At 45.8% G+C, this 18,458-nt stretch carries 22 protein-coding genes; 4 read left to right on the forward strand and 18 right to left on the reverse strand.

Features of this window, described 5'->3' with window-relative positions; translation table 11 throughout:
- Positions 1–224: 224 nt before the first annotated feature.
- The 3 genes from ACESZP_RS08375 to ACESZP_RS08385 are packed head-to-tail and all read right to left on the reverse strand — an operon-like array spanning position 225 to position 2,347.
- Positions 225–1,193 carry an AAA family ATPase gene (locus tag ACESZP_RS08375; RefSeq protein ID WP_499708750.1) on the reverse strand — a complete coding sequence of 323 codons (969 nt, stop codon included), beginning with the start codon at positions 1,191–1,193 and terminating at the stop codon, positions 225–227.
- 47 nt (positions 1,194–1,240) lie between these two features.
- Positions 1,241–2,131, reverse strand: coding sequence for a site-specific integrase (locus ACESZP_RS08380; RefSeq protein WP_499708751.1), 891 nt, complete (start codon positions 2,129–2,131; stop codon positions 1,241–1,243).
- A gap of 12 nt (positions 2,132–2,143) precedes the next feature.
- Complete coding sequence (locus ACESZP_RS08385; RefSeq protein ID WP_440322897.1) at positions 2,144–2,347, reverse strand: ICEBs1 excisionase; 204 nt, start codon at positions 2,345–2,347, stop codon at positions 2,144–2,146.
- A 154-nt stretch (positions 2,348–2,501) separates the two neighbouring features.
- On the opposite strand from ACESZP_RS08385, the gene ACESZP_RS08390 reads away from it, so the two are divergent.
- On the forward strand, positions 2,502–3,029 hold the full coding sequence (locus ACESZP_RS08390) for a helix-turn-helix domain-containing protein (protein WP_158365043.1): 528 nt from the start codon (positions 2,502–2,504) through the stop codon (positions 3,027–3,029).
- Between the two features lie 146 nt (positions 3,030–3,175).
- Here ACESZP_RS08390 and ACESZP_RS08395 read toward each other — a convergent pair whose 3' ends face one another.
- The 13 genes from ACESZP_RS08395 to ACESZP_RS08455 form a co-directional block, all read right to left on the reverse strand.
- Complete coding sequence (locus tag ACESZP_RS08395; RefSeq protein ID WP_416862063.1) at positions 3,176–3,292, reverse strand: putative holin-like toxin; 117 nt, start codon at positions 3,290–3,292, stop codon at positions 3,176–3,178.
- A gap of 486 nt (positions 3,293–3,778) precedes the next feature.
- Complete coding sequence (locus ACESZP_RS08400; RefSeq protein ID WP_055237693.1) at positions 3,779–4,252, reverse strand: GNAT family N-acetyltransferase; 474 nt, start codon at positions 4,250–4,252, stop codon at positions 3,779–3,781.
- Positions 4,253–4,310: 58 nt separating this feature from the next.
- A complete protein-coding gene (locus ACESZP_RS08405) occupies positions 4,311–4,496 on the reverse strand; it encodes a cysteine-rich KTR domain-containing protein (RefSeq protein ID WP_117755036.1) in 186 nt (61 codons plus the stop codon).
- A gap of 15 nt (positions 4,497–4,511) precedes the next feature.
- Positions 4,512–5,033 (reverse strand): hypothetical protein, encoded by a 522-nt coding sequence (locus ACESZP_RS08410; protein ID WP_117755037.1) that lies wholly within the window; start codon positions 5,031–5,033, stop codon positions 4,512–4,514.
- A gap of 18 nt (positions 5,034–5,051) precedes the next feature.
- Positions 5,052–5,927, reverse strand: a complete 876-nt coding sequence (locus tag ACESZP_RS08415) for a helix-turn-helix transcriptional regulator (protein ID WP_055237698.1) — start codon at positions 5,925–5,927, stop codon at positions 5,052–5,054.
- Positions 5,928–6,122: 195 nt separating this feature from the next.
- Entirely contained in the window at positions 6,123–6,839 is a 717-nt protein-coding gene (locus tag ACESZP_RS08420; protein WP_055237700.1) for a flavodoxin family protein, read from the reverse strand.
- Between the two features lie 3 nt (positions 6,840–6,842).
- Positions 6,843–7,415 (reverse strand): TetR/AcrR family transcriptional regulator, encoded by a 573-nt coding sequence (locus ACESZP_RS08425; protein ID WP_055237701.1) that lies wholly within the window; start codon positions 7,413–7,415, stop codon positions 6,843–6,845.
- A gap of 202 nt (positions 7,416–7,617) precedes the next feature.
- Positions 7,618–7,995 carry a TnpV protein gene (locus tag ACESZP_RS08430; RefSeq protein WP_499708752.1) on the reverse strand — a complete coding sequence of 126 codons (378 nt, stop codon included), beginning with the start codon at positions 7,993–7,995 and terminating at the stop codon, positions 7,618–7,620.
- A gap of 9 nt (positions 7,996–8,004) precedes the next feature.
- Positions 8,005–9,174 (reverse strand): plasmid recombination protein, encoded by a 1,170-nt coding sequence (locus ACESZP_RS08435; RefSeq protein WP_499708753.1) that lies wholly within the window; start codon positions 9,172–9,174, stop codon positions 8,005–8,007.
- Between the two features lie 267 nt (positions 9,175–9,441).
- Positions 9,442–10,584 (reverse strand): AAA family ATPase, encoded by a 1,143-nt coding sequence (locus ACESZP_RS08440; RefSeq protein ID WP_499708754.1) that lies wholly within the window; start codon positions 10,582–10,584, stop codon positions 9,442–9,444.
- The gene (locus ACESZP_RS08445) at positions 10,574–10,909 is read right to left on the reverse strand and encodes a plasmid mobilization protein (RefSeq protein ID WP_117755039.1); all 336 of its coding nucleotides are present in this window, start codon (positions 10,907–10,909) and stop codon (positions 10,574–10,576) included. The genes ACESZP_RS08440 and ACESZP_RS08445 overlap by 11 nt, the downstream gene beginning before the upstream one ends.
- Complete coding sequence (locus ACESZP_RS08450) at positions 10,899–11,990, reverse strand: site-specific integrase (protein WP_117755040.1); 1,092 nt, start codon at positions 11,988–11,990, stop codon at positions 10,899–10,901. Before ACESZP_RS08450 ends, ACESZP_RS08445 begins: the two co-directional genes overlap by 11 nt.
- On the reverse strand, positions 11,990–12,178 hold the full coding sequence (locus ACESZP_RS08455; RefSeq protein WP_117530907.1) for a LysR family transcriptional regulator: 189 nt from the start codon (positions 12,176–12,178) through the stop codon (positions 11,990–11,992). Before ACESZP_RS08455 ends, ACESZP_RS08450 begins: the two co-directional genes overlap by 1 nt.
- Positions 12,179–12,486: 308 nt before the next feature.
- Between ACESZP_RS08455 and ACESZP_RS08460 the strand changes: the two genes are divergently transcribed.
- Together ACESZP_RS08460 and ACESZP_RS08465 are read left to right on the forward strand one after the other, a co-directional pair.
- Positions 12,487–13,014 carry a helix-turn-helix domain-containing protein gene (locus tag ACESZP_RS08460; RefSeq protein ID WP_117755041.1) on the forward strand — a complete coding sequence of 176 codons (528 nt, stop codon included), beginning with the start codon at positions 12,487–12,489 and terminating at the stop codon, positions 13,012–13,014.
- A 19-nt stretch (positions 13,015–13,033) separates the two neighbouring features.
- A complete protein-coding gene (locus tag ACESZP_RS08465; RefSeq protein WP_087243507.1) occupies positions 13,034–13,231 on the forward strand; it encodes a hypothetical protein in 198 nt (65 codons plus the stop codon).
- A 225-nt stretch (positions 13,232–13,456) separates the two neighbouring features.
- On the opposite strand, the gene guaA is transcribed toward ACESZP_RS08465, so the two are convergent.
- On the reverse strand, positions 13,457–15,034 hold the full coding sequence (gene guaA / locus ACESZP_RS08470) for a glutamine-hydrolyzing GMP synthase (RefSeq protein WP_499708755.1): 1,578 nt from the start codon (positions 15,032–15,034) through the stop codon (positions 13,457–13,459).
- A gap of 283 nt (positions 15,035–15,317) precedes the next feature.
- Between guaA and ACESZP_RS08475 the strand changes: the two genes are divergently transcribed.
- The gene (locus tag ACESZP_RS08475; RefSeq protein WP_499708756.1) at positions 15,318–17,858 is read left to right on the forward strand and encodes a cation-translocating P-type ATPase; all 2,541 of its coding nucleotides are present in this window, start codon (positions 15,318–15,320) and stop codon (positions 17,856–17,858) included.
- Here ACESZP_RS08475 and ACESZP_RS08480 read toward each other — a convergent pair.
- Positions 17,847–18,407, reverse strand: coding sequence for a manganese efflux pump MntP (locus tag ACESZP_RS08480; protein WP_440322901.1), 561 nt, complete (start codon positions 18,405–18,407; stop codon positions 17,847–17,849). The two genes, ACESZP_RS08475 and ACESZP_RS08480, sit on opposite strands and share 12 nt — an antisense overlap.
- Positions 18,408–18,458 lie beyond the last annotated feature (51 nt).

An 18,458-nucleotide genomic window follows, 5' to 3' on the forward strand; every position in this document is an offset into this window, starting at 1 on the left:
GTTTGGGCGGTACTTTGTGTAAGATTGGCAGTCCATTATTAAGTTTTTTATTATGTTCCCTTTGTACACCGTTGCAAGTGTCCATCAAAAGCTGCTGTTGCGCCCTGCCGGGGGCTTTTCCGCCCTTACGGCCGGAGCGGCTACCCGCCGCCTTTCTGCTTCTGCCGTTCAAGATAGCAAGATCCCCCTGTCTATAGAAAAGGGAATCTTGCCATCTTCCCCGGCTACAGCATCCAGTACCACTGACTTCCAACCTTTACGCTATCAATATTCAACTCCTTTTTGGCATTCCAGAGTGTTTTCTTTTTGATACCTTTCTCCTTTGCTGCGTCCATGATTTCATTGCAGGATTTCTGACCATCCGCCAGAATCTCCAACAAAAAAGATTTTGCATCCTTTGTTTTCTCTCCCTTGCTTGTCCCGGAAAGCAGCTCCTCCACCGTGATATCACAGGGGCCTTCCCAGTGAAAGCCATTCTCCTTATCCAGCCGGAACGCAATCGAAGCGCCCTCCGGTGCAAGGCTGCTCTTGTCATGGGCGATTACGCGCAGAGTCGGATCGTTCTTTACCCGGCCAACCACCAGTACGCTCCGGGCCATTGCCTGAAAATCTATCGAACCAAGCCCCCGGTAGGTGGATTTGCTGCCGCTGGCCTTGTTCATGTGACCGATAAGGATAATAGCGCAGTCACATTCTTCGGCTATCCTTGCCAGCCGTTTCAGGACTGCCCGGATCTGATTTGCCCGATGCATATCCACGTTAGCCCCCAGATAGGCCTGTATCGGATCTAAGACTACCATTTTCGCCCCCGTTTCTTTAATCGCCCTGACCAGTCTCTCGTCCGTCATGGTCAAACTCTTAAGGCTCTCGTCTATAACCATCACCCGGCTGCAGTCCGCTCCTGCCGCCAGCAGGCGGGGCTTTATGGTGTCTTCCAGTCCATCCTCTGCGTTCTGGTAAATTACATTGATAGGTTTCCTAGGATTCTGGCCTTCCTCTCCCGGAAGCGGCTCTCCATTTGTGAGCAGTGCCGCCAGACGCAGGATAAACGTAGTCTTGCCCTCTCCCGGATCGCCCTGTACGATTGATACCTTCCCGTAGGGAATATAGGGATACCAGAGCCAATCGACCTTTCTGGCCTCCACATCATCCATATTGATTAAACGATAATCTTTCTCTCTTCTTTCTTCCATTTACATCCTCCACTAAAACATTTCATTGAGTTTCAGCAGAGCTTTTGTTATACTATATCATGAAGCCTTATTCTTTTTACCCCGGAAGCCTTAATCCCTCGAACCATCTCATGCTCCATATAAGACTTTGTAAAACGAAACATTCTTTCATTCTCCATAACTCCATACAAATGTGAAATATATTCCTCCAATTCTTCTTTCAGAAAGTTCGGTATCGTAATGATCCGTTTACTTTTCGGTGTTTTGGGCGGTGTAATAATGTCTTTGCCTTCAAGACGCTGATATGACTTGTTTACGGAAATCGTACGTTTTTCAAAATCAATATCTTTATAAGTCAACGCCAACAATTCCCCGATTCTCATACCTGTCCAGTACAGAATCAAAAAGGCCATCCTCGTTTCTGGCTTATCTTCTACTGTGGTAAGAAATTCTTTAAATTCCTGCTTCGTCCAAATTTCCCTCTCTCCTGCATGACTTTTTCCAATGGTTCCAGCCTTGCGACACGGATTGTCTTTCAGATCATAATATCGCACTGCATAGTTGAAAATGGCCGCTAACTGATTGTTGACTGTTTTCAGATATGTTTCCGAATACCCTTTCTTTATCAACATATTCTGCCAGGCACGGACATCCGAAACCTTAATATCACACACCCTCTTTTTCTTGAAATACGGAATAATCTTTAAATCAATGATAAACTTCTTTGTCCGCATGGTATTCTCACGCAATCGATGTTCCATATCCTCATAATAAATTTGAACGAAGTTCTCAAAATTGATATCCAGATTTTTCTCCTGTTGCTGTCGAAAATCCCGTTCCCACTGTTCCGCTTCTGCCTTTGTCTTAAATCCCCTCTTGTTCTTCTTATGACTGACGCCCTGCCAATCCTTATAATAGAACTGGCTGCGCCACATCTTCCCATCTCTTGTTGCCGGCATAAAACCACCTCCTTACACAGCTACCGTCAATCCGTAAAACTTTTCCTCAAAATACTTCGTAGGAACCTTACCGCTGATTGTCCTGTATCCTTTCGCTTTCAGCTCGTCATTCAACCCCCGAATGATTTTATAAGCATATCCATTAGATACTCCCAGCAGCTCCGCCGCTTCCGTTGCAGTTACATACATTTTCTTCGTATTTTCCATTCTCCTCATTCCTTTCTCCTGTTATTTTCCGGTACACTTTTGTGTTCCTTTATTCGTATTTTATAGTACACATTTGTGTCTGTCAAGTATTTTTTAATTTTATGTGCACAAATGTGTCCTTTTGTGATAAAATAGGAATATCAAACCGAAAGGAGCCATTTCCATGACTACTGGAGAAAAGATTAAATATTTTCGGAACATGCGTGGAATCTCACAGGATATGCTTGGACAACTGTCTGGTATAAACCCTGCAACTATCAAGAAATATGAATATGGTATACGCAACCCCAAACCAGATCAGCTTCTGAAAATTGCAAATGCGCTGGGTATCAGTATCAATATTTTCATGGATTTCGACATTGAAACCGTATCTGATGTCCTGTCCCTGCTCTTTAAAATGGATGAACAGACAGATATGCATTTTGAGGCTGAAAAGGATAGGAATGGAAATTACATTCCCTCCACTCTAAAAATTTCTTTTGTTCATCCTGCCATTAACCAGAAATTATGTACATATCTTCGTGCTAAACAGGTACAAGCAGATTTTGAGAATAGTGAAGAAAAGCCCTCCATTGAAGAACGCCAGGAATTTGAAAATAACATGGAAGAAATCAGAAATCATTTGCTGGATGATAGCATGATAGTGAAAAAGGGGACTACTGGGATTTCTGTAAAACTTTATCCGAATTAAAGAAAACCCTTGAATTATCAGACATAAGATGCTAGTATTTAAGTAAACAGAAAGCACCCACTCCAATGGTGGATGCTCCGAGTTTAGGCTAAAGAAATGTCCTTACGGACACCGCCTATCCTGTGGGTCAGACAGGATAGGCATTTTTATTTTCGCTTGTTTCTCTTATCGAGAAAGGCAAGCAACGCTACAATCAAGCTTCCAAAGGACATCAATAATGCTAATATCCCAATGAAAATCGAAACGATCTCATAAGCTGTCATCGGCGCCACCTCCCTTCCTATGTATTCCGGTTGCCCGGTATCATAAACTCGGGAGGCTACCTCACCCTGTCATAGGCACTTTCTGTAGATGTATTGTAGCATGAAGATTCAGGAATAGCAATCATTCTTTGCAGGTATCATGATACCCGCCATAACCCCAGTATTCATCACCTAATTAGAGCCATTTTAGAGCCAATCCACATAAAAAGACCCCAGAAATGCCCATTCTATCAGCATTTCCAGGGTTCTGTCTGTTACTCAAACTCGACAAATCCTAATCAATTTTGTTTAGAGATTATTCTCTGTCGTATTCGTGGCGCTTTTGATTATTTGATATATCCATATTATCCTGCCTATATGGGCTAATGTTATCAATTTGTTATCGGGGTTGATAACACTCGCTCTGTAACTGCGGATAATAGCAATATGTTTCATGTTATATTATAAGCGATTTTGCTTAGAAAATCAATAGTTCAAACCGCCAATTTACTGTAATTCACAAACCATTATATATTCTTCTTCCGTTTCGCTTACCACCTTAAAACCTATCTTTTGGTACATATTAACTGCATAGTTTTCTTTCTGGACAGATAAAGATGTCTGTTTATATCCCTTTTCTTTTAAAAGGTGCAATATAGCTTTCATAAGTGCTGTACCAATGCCTAAATGTCTATATTCGCCATAAAGTGATATGGCAAGCGACGGTGTTTCATCGTCAATATGCCCGTAATCATTCATAATACGCCCCCACACCGCACCTACAATTTTTCCTTTTACTTCCGCAACTAAGCACCAATCATCTTCTTTTCCAAAATCGGCAATATATACTTGCAACTCCGACTGTTCAATGATAGCCTTTGGCGGCTTTTCCATACTCTCTGGAATAAAAATTGCTTCATACAGAAAATCTGATAATATTGGATACTCTTCTTCCTTAATCTCTCGAATTATATAATTCATATTCTATCAATTCCTTATATTCATAAATTCAACAAATTAGATTTTGTCGCTTTGCTATTCAGCTATGTATTTTTGCTCCAAATCCTTTAATAACCGATACCTGTAAATCCTTTGCGTCAATCAAACTTTCCTGTTTGCACTTTGGACAGTAAAGGGGAAAGTTCTTTAATTCTGTATCCGCCCGTATCTGTAATCTTGTTTTATTTCCGCAGACAGGGCAGCGTACCCATTTGCTGTTTTCCATAAAAATCCTCCTGCGTTATTTTGCTCTGCCTCGTTGCTCCAGTTCCGCACCATAACGCACAACCATTGCAAGTAAAATCAAGCAAATACCAATACCAATGCCACCGCCATGTTCAATCCCTTCTGAAACAAACGCAAACTTTTCCATCGCAGAGGAAAATGCTGCTGATAAAATATCTACAACAATAAAGAGTATTCCGAGCTTCGTTATGCTTTTTGCTCCTGTTTCGGTAAAAGGTGTTCCCTCGCTCAGTTCCAACTTAAAATATCTACAAACACAAATAGCTTCAATCGCTCCGAAAACCAAAACCACGCTTTCACAGAGCAGGGCTATTCCTATTTCACGATTGTCAATCGTTCTGTCAGCTTCTATAAGTAACCTTTGCAGAAGCTCGCCAAATGGAAGTTTATCTGCCATCAAACTTACGCTGCCAACCACTAATGTAAAAGCAATCGCCACAAAACTGAATCCCATTACAATCTTCGTTAGTGTTTGAAAGACCTTCATTGTCTTTTGGATTTTTTCAAGATTATTCATTTTTACACTCCTTCGTCTTTAATCGTTGCAAATAACAAGCTCACTTTTAATGCCGTTCAGTTCTATGACATTTTCCGCATCGGGCGTGTCAAAGCGTTCCGTCTGTCTGCCGTCCTTTTCATAGGAAATGCTCGTTCCAATCCCCTTCGTAACAGCAGTAAATACTTCACCCTCTGGAATATGGATTTTGGAAGTTGCCGACACCTGATTGATTGCAAGGTATCCCTTTAAGGAATTGCAAACCACACTCATATCCAGATTGCAGTTAATTTCTACTGTGCCGCCGACATCGTTTAGAATGATATTCGGCGTCTTTACATCAAGCTCAATACTGTCGCAATCTAAAGAGCGGATTTCTACGGTTTCCGCATTGACAGCACCCTCAATTTTTCCCACATAGGGTATAGGAATTTGAACGAAAATACTGACAGTTTCTTTTGCCGTTGCTTCAGATATACCGTTTTTACGGATTACATCTACATCAATCCGTTTTCGGATGTCGTCAATTTTAACCTTAAAATCGTTCTGGAGCGTAGAGAGGGTATTAGATACCAGACGGACACGGATTTTCTCTCCCTCATAACCAGACAATACAAATTGCTTTGCTCCACCGAATTTCATATCATAGCGTTTCGGCTCGTCAATATCGTATTCCGTAACGCTTTCAAAAAGATACTCGTTTGATTTTTTCATTCCTCTTTCATTGGAAAGTAGCTCGTCAATGGAAATGTCAAACAGGGCAGAGATAGCCATCATATTTTCAATGTCGGGAATGCCTGTTTCAGTTTCCCATTTTGTAACCGCCTGTCTTGACACGCCTAACTTCTCCGCAAGCTGTTCCTGCGAAAGTCCTGCCTTCTTGCGGATAGATTTTAGTTTTTCTGCAAATGTCATTCTCGTGACCTCCTTATGTTGATACGCCAAGTATAGAAAACCGTGCTTTGCATTACAAGCAAGCAGAGATGACATTCGGAATTTTCCTGCTACTTTGCGTTGCATTTACTGATTTTGAGCAAAATATTTGATATATCACTCACTGATTTATCATTTTCACATCTGCCAGTAACCGAGATTTCGTTTTGCCCCACATTATTTCCACGGTCTGCCGCTGTCAAGCCAACCTTGCTCCGCCCAATACTTTCCGTCAAGGTATTCAGGGTCTGATTGATGTATGGATTGCTGCATCATACGGCAGACGAGAAACTTGAATTTCGTAATCAAATTTGTGTGTGCGGGCTTTGTATAATCTATATGAGCAAACTTTCGGGATAGCTTTTGAATCTTTCCCGTAAGCTCGGCTTGTTTCTTTTGGGAAAGCTTTTCCCAAACAATATCGCTCATCAAAGCACCAGTAAATATCCCGATTTTAGAAATTCCCCACCAAGATAAACTATGCTTCATATCTTTCGCCGCAGATTTTGTTCCACTGCCTAAGCATTGCGTTATAATTACCGCACGCTTTCCAAACATTTCAGGAGCAGGACGGTGCGGTATCCAGCGGTAAGCGAAATGGTCAAGAAATGCTTTCATTGCTCCCGTAGCGTGAAACACATAGGCAGGGGATGTCATTACAATCAAGTCTGCTTCCAAAAGTGATTTGTCAATTTTCCCAATATATTCTGCGTCCTTGCAAGTGCTTTCACCCTTTAATGTACAACTCAAGCAACCAGTACAGAAGCTCGGACAGTCCTTCGGAAGATAGTATTCTGTAATATTCGCTTTATCCTTAAACTCTGCTAAAAACATCTCTTTCAAACGGTAGGTAACACCGTGTTTTTCTGTTCCGTTTATCACTGTTATATTCACTCTTTATACCTCCAAAATATCATGTAAAACTTGTGTATGAAAATTCTTGCGGTTTTCTCTCTTTCTAAGGTCAATCCCCAATGTTTGCGATATGATTTCGTATCGCAGAAACATTTGCTGCATAACGGTAATCAAATACAGCGTTTTTCGCCTTATCGCCGCTTCGTCAAGGTCAGGACGGCAGGCTGCAACAAGCGGAAGATATGCCGCATAAGTTCTGTAAGTGTTGTCATTTTCTTTCGGTGACTGCATATCGGTAAGAACAGAAATTTTGGAAATGGCATAATGTTCAAACAGAAAATCAAGCGTCATATTGCCGAGATACTCCAACTTCTCAAAAGGAGTAAAACCGTCTGTTTTCTCTCGTATATTCTGAAAATGCTCGACTGTTCCGTTTATCATACGCTCAATACATTGCTCGATGAGTTTATCCTTGTTTCCAAAATGATAATTTACAAGTCCTAATCCAACACCTGCTCTTTTGCATATCTCACGGACTGTAACTTCTTCTAAATGCTCCCCTTTTTCCTCAATGAGTTTAATCGTTGCCTGTATGATTGCTTCTTTATTATCCACACTATACCTCCTATTGAACGACGTTCAATTATATTATACTGAACGCCGTTCAAAAAATCAAGAGATTGCGACAAACAAGTGGAGATATAACGATTTTCGGTGTCAAAACGCCTTGTTTAAGCAGATAAGAGAGTAAAAAAATAGCGGGTAAGGAGTTTATCCCTACCCACCACAATTTTACGGTTATATGCGTTATAATTCTTTAATTGTAGATGATTTCCTTATTGACAAGCTCCATCGCACACGCTCGAATGTTATTCATTCGCCTCGTCCACTCTAAGCCATTTGCCGCTTTAAACTGTTCAGTCACGCCCTCACGCTCCACCATCTGTTCTACCAACCGAAAAAACATTTCCTCTGCCTGCTCGTCAATATCAGCAAGATAGCTGTTCAGCTTGCCGCTTGTGAGCAGATTAGTGTAGGTTGCTCTTTTATGCTCTCGCAGATAGCGTTTGTGCCTCTGCCCCCATACGCCGATAGGCTTATTTTCTTTTTCGGCTGGTAGAGTAAGGCAGGGGATAAAATAATCCCCTTGCCGTACATGAGTGCCGCCCATTTCTTCAAAAATTGTCTTTGCCATTGTCTGTTCCTACCTTTCGTATTGATTATTTCTAAAGCGTGTGCCACGCTGTTTAGACTGTCTTGCCTGTTCTAACAGGCTGTCAATCTGTCTACTGCCGAATACCTTTCTCAGCAGCTTGTAGTCCTTAATTTCTTCCCTCAATCTGTTATTGTCGGAAGTCAACTGCCTATTTTGACTTTTAAGCCGTTCATTGCTACGGTACAGACTGGCGTTTGTCTGATTGAGCCTTTGGTAATCGTCAATCGCTTGAAAGCACCGCACCATAAGCGTTTTAATGAGGGATTTCAACCGCTTAATTAACGGCTCGGCAACCTTGCTCTTATAACTTTTTGCAGTCATAAAGCCTTGTGGTTCGGATAACTGATATTCGGGGGCATTCTCCAGTGCGCTCTGCATTTGTGAGAGTGCAGTTGTACCCTTATCAAAGTTCTCAATACGCTTGGAAAGAGTTTCAAATTCTGTTTGCTTATCTGTGATTTTATTTTCCAATCGCTCGATTTCCTCTGTCCGTTGTTGCTTTTTATAATCCAAAACAGAGAGATGTTTTTCGTGCGTTCCTTTACGTTCCCACTTAATTCCGTATCGTTCCATAACGGAGGCAAGCTGTTCTTTTTCGGAAAGTACCCATTGCGACCATTCCGTATCGCCACGGGAGCCGCCCTTAAATCCCTGCGCCGCTAACGCTTGTTTGAGTGATACTCTCGTATCCAATCCCCGCTTGCTGCCAGTAGTGAACGGAACAAAATCAATATGCAGGTGCGGCGTTGCCTCGTCCATATGCAGATGCGCTGAGAACACTCTAAGCTGTGAATTTCTCTCTTGAAAGCCACGATAATACTCATCTAAGACCTGCCTTGCAAGCTGTCCGTTCTCACTTTCAGCACTCATATTTTCCTTATCGCCTATCTGCAAAATCAGTTCGTGGAACGGCTTTTCCTGTTTGGAGCTTCGGATTTTTTCATAGTAGTTTTCTATCTTTCGGTCTGCTCTTGTCTGCTTGGCGTTGTACCTTCCCAGTGCTTCATCAAACAATTCGTGATAGACCTTTTTAATATTCTCGTTGCAGTAATCTATATTGAGATGGGAACGGTCAGCGTTCACATTTTCTGCTTTGAATTTACGGCTGTTATGATTGACCGAGCCTTTCCCGACCATTGCGCTTATCGTTCTTTGCATAAATCGTTTCCTCTCCTTTCTGCGCCGACAGGCGCAAGCCTTTGTTACTTTCTGCGAAAGTAACGCAAAGGCACTTTTGTCAGCTCCGCCAACAAAAATGCAACCTGCAAGCAGGTTTTGCGCTCTCCGAGGGACAAAGAGCCGCCTTTGAAAAGGCGCTCTCTGCACTCTCCGCCAAACTTTAATCGGTGTCAATGTGTGACGATGGTGACAATGTTTGAGATACCAGTGCCACTCCCAAAACATTGTCACCTTTGACACCGTTTGTCACGCCGCTCCATCGGTTTCTTTCCAAAGCGAAACCTTTCTGCCATCGTGCGTGCGGCTGTTCTGATAGCGGATACCATAATCACGGAACAGCCTGCTTGCGTTAATACTAAGCCTAAGTGAAAGCACATTCGGTTTTATATCCACACCAAGCCTTTCACAAAGTTCAGAAGCTGTTCCTTCCCATCTACTACTTTCCGAAAAAAGAGTAACTGCAATTTTTTCGAGCAACGGCTCAGACGGCTCTTTCCACAACTCCGTTTCTGATTTTTCAAAGTTCCACACCAAACGCTCGGTATCTCTCACAAGATGAATTTTCATATCCTGCTGATCCCTGCCCGCCACATCGAGCGTAGCATTATTGGAAGTTCTCTTTTCCTTACTGAGAACAAAAGCTCCGTCCGCCGCACCCATCAGTCCATTCGTTCCCGAAATCATATCGAAAATATCTTCCGCTTTCTGTTTTCGGGTATGATGAACGATAAGCATTGTAACTTTATAACTGTCCGCCAACGCTTTGAGCCTCGCCACAATGTCATAGTCGCTTGCGTAACTGTAATCTGCCCCGCCAGCTTCACGGACACGTTTTAAGGTGTCTATGATTATTAAACCTGTATCGGGGTGTTCCTGCATAAATCCTCTGATTTGTTCTTCCAAACCGCCATTGACCGTTTTACTCTCCGTTGCAAAATATAAATCGCCTGTTTCTTCCGCACCGAACATCTGAAACAACCGTTTCTGCAAGCGAGGGTAATCATCTTCAAGTGCGAAATAGAGCACCGTTGTTTTTCTCACCTTATAATCCCACAGCGGTGTTCCTGTGCTGATATGGTAAGCGAGCTGTGCCATCATAAAACTTTTACCCACCTTTGGGGAACCTACAAAAAGGTAAGTTCCCCTCTGGAGCAGACCGTCAATCAGCGGCGTCTGTATATCAAATACGGTGTCATACAAAGCTGCCATTGATACTGTCTTGAGATATGAGGGGGATAACTGCCGCAGCATTTCCCTCTGCATTTCCTCAAAGCTCTTGATATTTTCGTTATAGTCGGATATACTATGGTCAGTACATTTTTGAATTGGCTGTTCCGTATCTGCGCCAACAGATACATTCGGAGCAGTCATTTCTTTTTTATTCTCCATTCCCATCTTCTCCTTTCAGACCGCCAAGAATAACGGCGATTAGTTCAATGACATTCAGCAGTTCCTCGTCCACGCTGTTTCCCGCTTCAATCCTTTGCAGTTCCGCAAGGACAGCGGCAAGCTCTTGTTTCAGAGCCTTATACACCCTCGGATTGCCCTGCACCACCACATCCTGATTAAGACAGCGGCGGTAGCAGTATTCCTGCTTCGGCAATCCCGATAAGGCGACCGCTTTGTTAATGCGCTCGCTTTCTTTGGGCGATACCCGAAATCCCACCGTGATGTTTCTCCAACGGTTTTTGTTATCTCTGTTCTTAGCCGACATTTTCAAAATCTCCTTTCCCCAAATCGTCCAATTTATTTGCCATTTCCGTCTGCTTGGACGGAAACAGGTGTGCGTACTGATAAGTGATGTCAATGCTTTCGTGTCCTACACGGTCAGCAATCGCCACCGCCGAAAATCCCATATCAATCAGCAAACTTATATGGCTGTGACGCAAATCGTGAATCCGTATGCGCTTTACGCCTGCGGCTTCTGCCCCTCGATCCATCTCGTGATGAAGATAGCTTTTTGTTACCGTAAAGATACGGTCTTTCTTTTTCAAGCCATAGAGCATACCGAGATATTCCTGCATTTCTTCACAGAGAAAATGCGGCATTTTAATCGTGCGATTGCTCTTCTTCGTTTTCGGTGTGGTAATCACATCTTCGCCGTGTAAACGCTGATAGGATTTGTTAATCGTTACTGTTTCCTTATCAAAGTTGAAATCGGCGGCGGTTAAGGCTAATAATTCGCCCTCACGAATGCCGCACCAGTAGAGCATTTCAAAAGCGTAAAAGGAAACAGGTTTGTCCATTATTTCATAGGAAAATTTCTTGTATTCTTCCTTTGTCCAAAACAGCATTTCCTTGTGTTCCTCACTCCCCATATTTCCCACCTTTGCGGCAGGATTAGAACGCAATTCATAATAGCGTACAGCGTGATTGAAGATAGCCGACAACTGATTGTGCAGCGTTTTAAGGTAAGTTTGTGAGTAAGGCTTTTTCTTATCATCACGATAAGCAAGCATTTCATTCTGCCAAGTGATAATCTCCTTTGTGGAAATCTCGCTGATTTTCAACTTGCCGAAATAAGGAAGTATCTTCGTGCGAATGATATGCTCTTTTGTCAGCCAAGTGTTCTCTTTCAGACGGTTTTTCACATCATTGATATACAGTTCCGTAAAGGCTTCAAAACTCATATCAAGGTCAGACGAGTTTTGTAGCTGAAACATCCGCTCCCACTCCTGCGCTTCTTTCTTTGTGGCGAAACCCCGCTTACATTTCTGCTTGCGTTCGCCTTTCCAGTTCACATACCTCGCCATCACATACCAAGTGCCGTTGTCATCATTTTTGAATACTGGCATTACTTACTCTCCTTTCCTGCTCCATAGAGCCTTTCATAAAAATACTGGCGGTTTACACGCCCTGCAATCGTAATAAATCCCTGTGCTTTCAGTTCCTCGTTCAGCTTTCTGATGAGCTTATAGGCATAGGGCTTTGATACGCTTAGTTCCTGTGCCACATCATCGGCACGGATAAATCTGTTTTCCATATCATCAGTCCTTTCATAAGATTTTTAAGTTGCCGTTCTCCCCGAATATCGTTCCTGCCCCCATTTCAGCGGCGTTATCTCGCTCTCTCTTGAATAAATCAAAAGGTCGTGGCGGAGTATCCTACTCAGACGGTCATTTGGTTTATATTAAGCATATCCGCTTAGTATTTTCTATTATACTAAGCATATATGCTTGTGTCAAGAGGTTTTCGAGAAAATATTAAACTTTTTTGTTTCGTTTCCTCTTGACAATCCCTAAACATATCTGCTATACTGATTGCAGTACATAAGCAAGGAGTGTAGACACTATGGCTATTGGCGAAAGAATACATTTTTTTAGGCTTTTGCGTGGTATGACGCAAAAATATCTTGGTACGGCTGTCGGCTTTCCTGAACGGAGCGCAGATGTGCGTCTGGCACAGTACGAAACTGGCTCCCGTAAACCAAAAGCAGACTTAACGGCTGCATTGGCGCAGGTGCTTGAGGTTTCCCCGCAGGCTCTTGATGTTCCCGATATTGACAGCTACATCGGTCTTATGCACACCTTATTTACCCTTGAAGATATTTATGGTCTTACCGTCAGCGAAGCAGACGGAGAAGTCTGCCTGAAAGTCAACAAGGACAAAGGTAAGGACGCTGCCGAGCTTTCAAAAATGCTCTGCGCTTGGAAAGAACAGGCGGACAAGCTATCTTCCGAGGAAATCAGCAGGGAAGAATACGACAACTGGCGTTATTACTATCCGAAGTTCGATACCACACAAATCTGGGCGAAAGTTCCCTCAAAGGAGCTTAGTGACGCATTAGTCGAAGCATTCAAAGACAAACTCACTGACTAATAAACAGGAGGATATAATAATGATTTCAAGGCATGACGAAGAAATAATTAGTGAAATTGCTGATTTCAACACACTAACTTTAGTAACCACTGCATATACCCTATACGAAAATCTATCCACCAAAAAGCCAATATCAAAGCGTCAATTTTATCAAAAATTTGGAGATAATCTTCAAAGTTTCAAGAAAATATTTGCTGAAGATACTGACGAAAAATAATCCTTGAACGCCAAAAAAGCCCTTAGCTATGAGTTACTACCCACAGCTAAGGGCTTTCTAAATAATATGGATTAGTTCAGAGCCACTTATCAATCATTCTCTAACCCACAAACCACTGGATTACAAGAATAATGGCTCTTATACAACCGTTATCAAATTGTTATCAAAAGACCTATTGAAACGCCGCAACCCCGCATAAACACTGGGTTTCTTCGACATCTCAATTTATTCAAACTCGATCGTTCCAGGCGGCTTACTAGTCAAATCATAAAATACTCGATTCACTCCACGCACCTCATTGATAATTCTGCTCATAACGCTCTGCAGCACTGCAAACGGAATCTCCGCTGCCTCAGCAGTCATAAAGTCGATGGTGTTCACCGCTCTTAAGGCCACTGCGTAGTCATAGGTTCTCTCGTCACCCATGACGCCTACAGAACGCATATTGGTCAGAGCTGCGAAGTACTGATTCGGCAGCCACTTCGGGTTCTCTCCATGTTCCTTCTTGTAAGCCGCAGCCGCCTTATCTACCTCATCCCGGTAGATGAAGTCAGCGTCCTGGACGATGCGTACCTTCTCGGCGTTGACCTCGCCAATGATACGGATGCCGAGGCCCGGACCCGGGAAGGGCTGACGGAATACCAGGCTCTCCGGAAGGCCAAGCTCCAGGCCGGCTTTGCGGACCTCGTCCTTAAACAGGTCCCGCAGAGGTTCAATGATTTCCTTGAAATCAACGAAATCCGGAAGACCGCCTACGTTATGGTGAGACTTAATCACTGCGGATTCTCCGCCAAGACCACTCTCTACCACGTCCGGGTAAATGGTTCCCTGGGCCAGGAAATCCACAGCGCCGATCTTCTTCGCCTCTTCCTCAAAAATACGGATGAATTCCTCACCGATAATCTTACGCTTTGCTTCCGGCTCGGTCACGCCTGCCAGCTTGTCATAGTAACGCTGCTGAGCATTCACACGGATGAAATTCAGGTCAAACTGACCGTTGGGTCCAAAGATATTTTCTACCTCGTCGCCCTCGTCCTTACGAAGAAGGCCGTGATCTACGAAGACACAGGTCAGCTGCTTACCGATGGCTCTGGACAGAAGTCCTGCTGCCACAGAGGAATCCACGCCGCCGGACAGAGCCAGCAGTACGCGACCGTCTCCTACCTTCGCACGAATATCTTTAATCGTGTTTTCAACAAAAGCATCCATCTTCCAGTCGCCTGCGCACTGGCATACCTTCTTTACGAAGTTATTAATCATCTTCGTACCCTCGGCAGTATGCAGTACCTCTGGGTGGAACTGGATAGCATAAAGCTTCTCAGCTTCATTCTCAGCGGCTGCCACCGGGCAGTCTGCAGTGTGGGCTGTGATTTCAAAGCCGGGTGCCACCTTAGAAATATAGTCAAAGTGGCTCATCCAGCAGATAGTCTTCGGACTTACGCCCTCAAACACCTTGGACGCAGTCTTGTCGATGAACACTTCAGTCTTACCATACTCTCTCACATCCGCGCGCTCCACCTTGCCCCCGAGCACATGGCTCATGAGCTGCGCGCCATAGCACAGACCCAGCACCGGAATACCAAGCTTGAACAGCTCGTCCGTGTAGGTCGGTGAATCCGGCTCGTAACAGCTGTTCGGTCCTCCCGTCAGGATAATTCCCTTGGGATTCATGGCTTTGATCTTCTCGATATCGGTCTTGTAAGAGTAGATTTCGCAGTATACATTACATTCTCTGACGCGGCGTGCCACCAGCTGATTGTACTGACCGCCGAAGTCGAGAACTATAACCATTTCTCTATTCAATCCGTATATCCTCCTGTTTTCTTATTGCGTACGTTCAGTCGCGTCATTCGCAAAATCGTTACTGCTCACTTCGTTCGCGGTAACACGCTTCGCGCTGCACAGAAATCACGCTTTCGTGTAATTTCGCGCACATATGCAGAGCTCTCCGCTGCTGCACAGCAGTATGCCTGAACTATTTCATTTACATTATAGGCGATCCCACCACCCTTGGCAAGCCCGAAATCTGGTATACCTTTGTCCTTTTTTTCATATCCTAAGACAAACAGGAAAGGATCCACGCCCTATGAAATACGCTGACACCCCCGCTGCTCCTGCGCGCGGACAAAATATTCTACTGGATGTTCATCGCAAAACGTCCCTCGAAACCTTTTTAGAGCAGTTGAACGACCCACTGATTTTTGTGCTGTTTGTAGCCGCGGCCATTTCCATCCTGCTGGGAGAGGCCAGCGACGCCGCCATTATCCTGACCGTCATTCTGGTAAATGCGTTTGTCGGCGTTGTGCAGGAGGGCAAAGCCCAGAAGGCTCTGGACGCCCTGAAGCAGATGACCAGCCCCACCGCCCTCATTCGGGAAAATGGCAGGCTCGTGGAAATTCCGGCCCGTGATCTGATTCCCGGTGATATCGTCTGCCTGGACGCCGGACGGCAGGTTCCCGCCGACCTCACGCTAACCTCCGTCTCCAGCCTGAAAATCGAGGAGTCCGCCCTGACCGGTGAATCTGTTCCGGTAGAGAAGGATCTGGGACGGCACAATCAGGCATTTATGTCAACCAATGTCACCTATGGACGGGGCGAAGGCGTCGTCACGGCCGTCGGCATGGATACACAGATGGGGCGTATCGCCCGCCTTATTGAAAATGAGCACTCAGAAACCACGCCGCTCCAGCACCGCCTGGCCGATCTGGGACGGATCTTAAGCATTGTCTCTGTGACCCTCTGCGCCCTGCTGTTCGTCGTCGCTGTCCTTCAGCGCCGGGATATCCCGGAAATGCTGATTACGGCCATTTCTCTGGCTGTAGCCGCGGTTCCCGAAGGACTGCCCGCCGTTGTCACGCTGGTGCTGGCCTTAAGCGTCTCCCGCATGGTTCGAGTCAATACTATCGTGAAACGTCTTCCCAGTGTGGAAACCCTTGGCTGCGTCAGCGTGGTCTGCTCTGACAAAACCGGTACCCTGACCCAGAATCGCATGACCGTCACCGCCTGCTGGACCGACGGGCAAATCCGAGAAGCCGCCGGACTACGTCCGGATCACGACAAGCTTTTTCTCACCGGACTGACCCTCTGCAACGACGCTGTCCTGGAATCAGATTCCCGTCTGGGCGATCCCACCGAGCTGGCACTGCTGGATCTGGCCGCCCGCTTTGATCTGTCCCGCCCTGATTTGGAACGGGAGCAGCCCCGCATCGGGGAAATCGCCTTTGATTCCGAGCGGAAAATGATGACCACACTACACCGACATGGCAACGGCTCCATTTCCTATACGAAGGGTTCTCCTGACGAGATTCTGAAGCGGTGTGACACAATTTTGTCGGACGACCATGTCATGCCCCTGGAGCCATCCATGCGCCGCACCATTGAAACAGCTCTGCACACGCTCTCCAACCAGGCACTCCGCCTGCTGGCCATCGCAATGCGAACCAATGACCGCCAGCCCCAGGAAAAGAGTCTGACCTTTCTGGGTCTCGCCGGAATGATGGACCCCATCCGCCCGGAAGCTGTACAGGCTGTACGGGATTTTCGGAAAGCAGGCGTGCGGACGGTCATGATTACCGGGGACCGGCCTGATACGGCCTTTGTGATTGCACGGGAGCTTGGTATTGCGGCGAAGCCCTCAGACTGTCTGAGTGGCGCGCAGATCGACAGACTGTCCGACCCGGACTTTGCGCAGGAAGCGGAACGCTGTTCCGTCTTTGCCCAGGTATCTCCTGAACATAAGGTGCGCATTGTCCGAGCGCTGAAATCTTCCGGCCACATCGTGGCCATGACCGGCGACGGCGTTAATGACGCGCCCTCCCTGAAGACCGCTGATGTGGGCGTGGCCATGGGAATCACCGGCACCGATGTGGCGAAAAATGCCGCCGATCTTATCCTGACGGATGACAATTTCGCTACCATCGCCAAAGCCATCGCCGAAGGTCGCGGCATCTACGCCAATATTAAAAAGGCCGTGCTGTTCCTGCTCTCCTCGAATTTCGGGGAAATCATGACCATGCTGGCGGCGATTCTGATGAATTTCAGTTCGCCGCTGAAGCCCAGCCACATTCTCTGGATTAACCTGATTACCGACAGTCTGCCTGCGCTGGCCCTCGGTGTGGATCCAGAGAATCCGGCGCATTTCATGCGCCAGCCACCTCGCCCGAAGAATGAGAATCTGTTCGCTTCAGGCGGACTTTCCTGCACACTGCTCTACGGTTTTCTGATTGCGTTTATCAGTACGGCGGCCTTTCTCTGCCTGCCCGTGGCTCTGCTGCGTGGCGTAGGGTTGCCGCTTACTTTAACGAACCTGCGTCTGCTTCTGGTCGAGCCGCAGCTTTTGGCCCGCTGCCAGACCTATGCATTTACAGTACTTGGTATCTCACAGCTCTTCCATGCAGTGGGCATGCGGGATGTGGAGACCAGCCTGTTCCGTATGAATCATCTGGAAAATAAACTGATGCTGGCCGCTTTCGCTATCGGAATCGGACTGCAGGTTCTTGTGACGGAATTTCCGTATTTTGTGACGGTCTTCGGTACCTGTAGGCTGGCTCCCGGGGAATGGGCAAGGCTAATTTTACTGTCGGCCGCGCCGCTGCTGACCCATGAGCTGCTGATTTTAACACAATAATTTTAATACCGCCAACACCAGCAGCAGCCCTCCCCCCACCTGGCTTGGACGAAATGGTAAGCGCCCACTCACACATTTCCCGGCATGTTCTCCCAGCAGCAACGCTGTCAAACCCGTAACGATGCCGAAAAGAAAAGCCGCGGCCAGATAGAATACTTCTTCCCTGCCTGCGCCCACGCCGCCTGCCAGACTGTCCAGCGACAGCGCCACGCTTAAAGTCAGAGCCTCCGGACAGGTCACAAAACGGTCCTGATTTTTATCCGCTTTTGCCACTTCTTCATGGTCTGATCGGTCCAGCAGGCTCCAGACGCCGAGGCCTGCCAGTATCACGGCCCCGAACATCCGCCCTGCGATCTCCGGAAAATAACTTCCTGCCGCGCCGCCAAGCCCCATGGACAGAGTCAGAATCACAGCTGGAATACCCGTCAGCAGGAACGCCGCTGCAGGAGACAGCCGAATTCCACCTGCTCCGTATGTGAAACCGACGGCAAAGATATCGGCTGACAGGGCCGCCGCCAGTAAAAAAATCTGTGTCAGAACAGAAACCATATTTCCACCAGATTTACTTGGTTTCTTTTATCATATTCCAGAAAAAGGAGC

The sequence above is a fragment of the Candidatus Dorea massiliensis AP6 genome (assembly GCF_964245105.1).
GTDB classification, from domain to species: domain Bacteria; phylum Bacillota; class Clostridia; order Lachnospirales; family Lachnospiraceae; genus Laedolimicola; species Laedolimicola intestinihominis.

Coding starts and splice junctions, on each gene's coding strand:
- ACESZP_RS08390 (WP_158365043.1), top strand. CDS start 2,502: ATGACTACTGGAGAAAAGATTAAATATTTTCGGAACATGCGTGGAATC.
- ACESZP_RS08385 (WP_440322897.1), bottom strand. CDS start 2,347: ATGAGGAGAATGGAAAATACGAAGAAAATGTATGTAACTGCAACGGAA.
- ACESZP_RS08465 (WP_087243507.1), top strand. CDS start 13,034: ATGATTTCAAGGCATGACGAAGAAATAATTAGTGAAATTGCTGATTTC.
- ACESZP_RS08375 (WP_499708750.1), bottom strand. CDS start 1,193: ATGGAAGAAAGAAGAGAGAAAGATTATCGTTTAATCAATATGGATGAT.
- ACESZP_RS08480 (WP_440322901.1), bottom strand. CDS start 18,407: ATGGTTTCTGTTCTGACACAGATTTTTTTACTGGCGGCGGCCCTGTCA.
- ACESZP_RS08435 (WP_499708753.1), bottom strand. CDS start 9,174: ATGCAAAGAACGATAAGCGCAATGGTCGGGAAAGGCTCGGTCAATCAT.
- ACESZP_RS08380 (WP_499708751.1), bottom strand. CDS start 2,131: ATGCCGGCAACAAGAGATGGGAAGATGTGGCGCAGCCAGTTCTATTAT.
- ACESZP_RS08395 (WP_416862063.1), bottom strand. CDS start 3,292: ATGACAGCTTATGAGATCGTTTCGATTTTCATTGGGATATTAGCATTA.
- ACESZP_RS08440 (WP_499708754.1), bottom strand. CDS start 10,584: ATGGAGAATAAAAAAGAAATGACTGCTCCGAATGTATCTGTTGGCGCA.
- ACESZP_RS08450 (WP_117755040.1), bottom strand. CDS start 11,990: ATGCCAGTATTCAAAAATGATGACAACGGCACTTGGTATGTGATGGCG.
- ACESZP_RS08430 (WP_499708752.1), bottom strand. CDS start 7,995: ATGGCAAAGACAATTTTTGAAGAAATGGGCGGCACTCATGTACGGCAA.
- ACESZP_RS08445 (WP_117755039.1), bottom strand. CDS start 10,909: ATGTCGGCTAAGAACAGAGATAACAAAAACCGTTGGAGAAACATCACG.
- ACESZP_RS08455 (WP_117530907.1), bottom strand. CDS start 12,178: ATGGAAAACAGATTTATCCGTGCCGATGATGTGGCACAGGAACTAAGC.
- ACESZP_RS08460 (WP_117755041.1), top strand. CDS start 12,487: ATGGCTATTGGCGAAAGAATACATTTTTTTAGGCTTTTGCGTGGTATG.
- ACESZP_RS08400 (WP_055237693.1), bottom strand. CDS start 4,252: ATGAATTATATAATTCGAGAGATTAAGGAAGAAGAGTATCCAATATTA.
- ACESZP_RS08475 (WP_499708756.1), top strand. CDS start 15,318: ATGAAATACGCTGACACCCCCGCTGCTCCTGCGCGCGGACAAAATATT.
- ACESZP_RS08410 (WP_117755037.1), bottom strand. CDS start 5,033: ATGAATAATCTTGAAAAAATCCAAAAGACAATGAAGGTCTTTCAAACA.
- ACESZP_RS08405 (WP_117755036.1), bottom strand. CDS start 4,496: ATGGAAAACAGCAAATGGGTACGCTGCCCTGTCTGCGGAAATAAAACA.
- ACESZP_RS08415 (WP_055237698.1), bottom strand. CDS start 5,927: ATGACATTTGCAGAAAAACTAAAATCTATCCGCAAGAAGGCAGGACTT.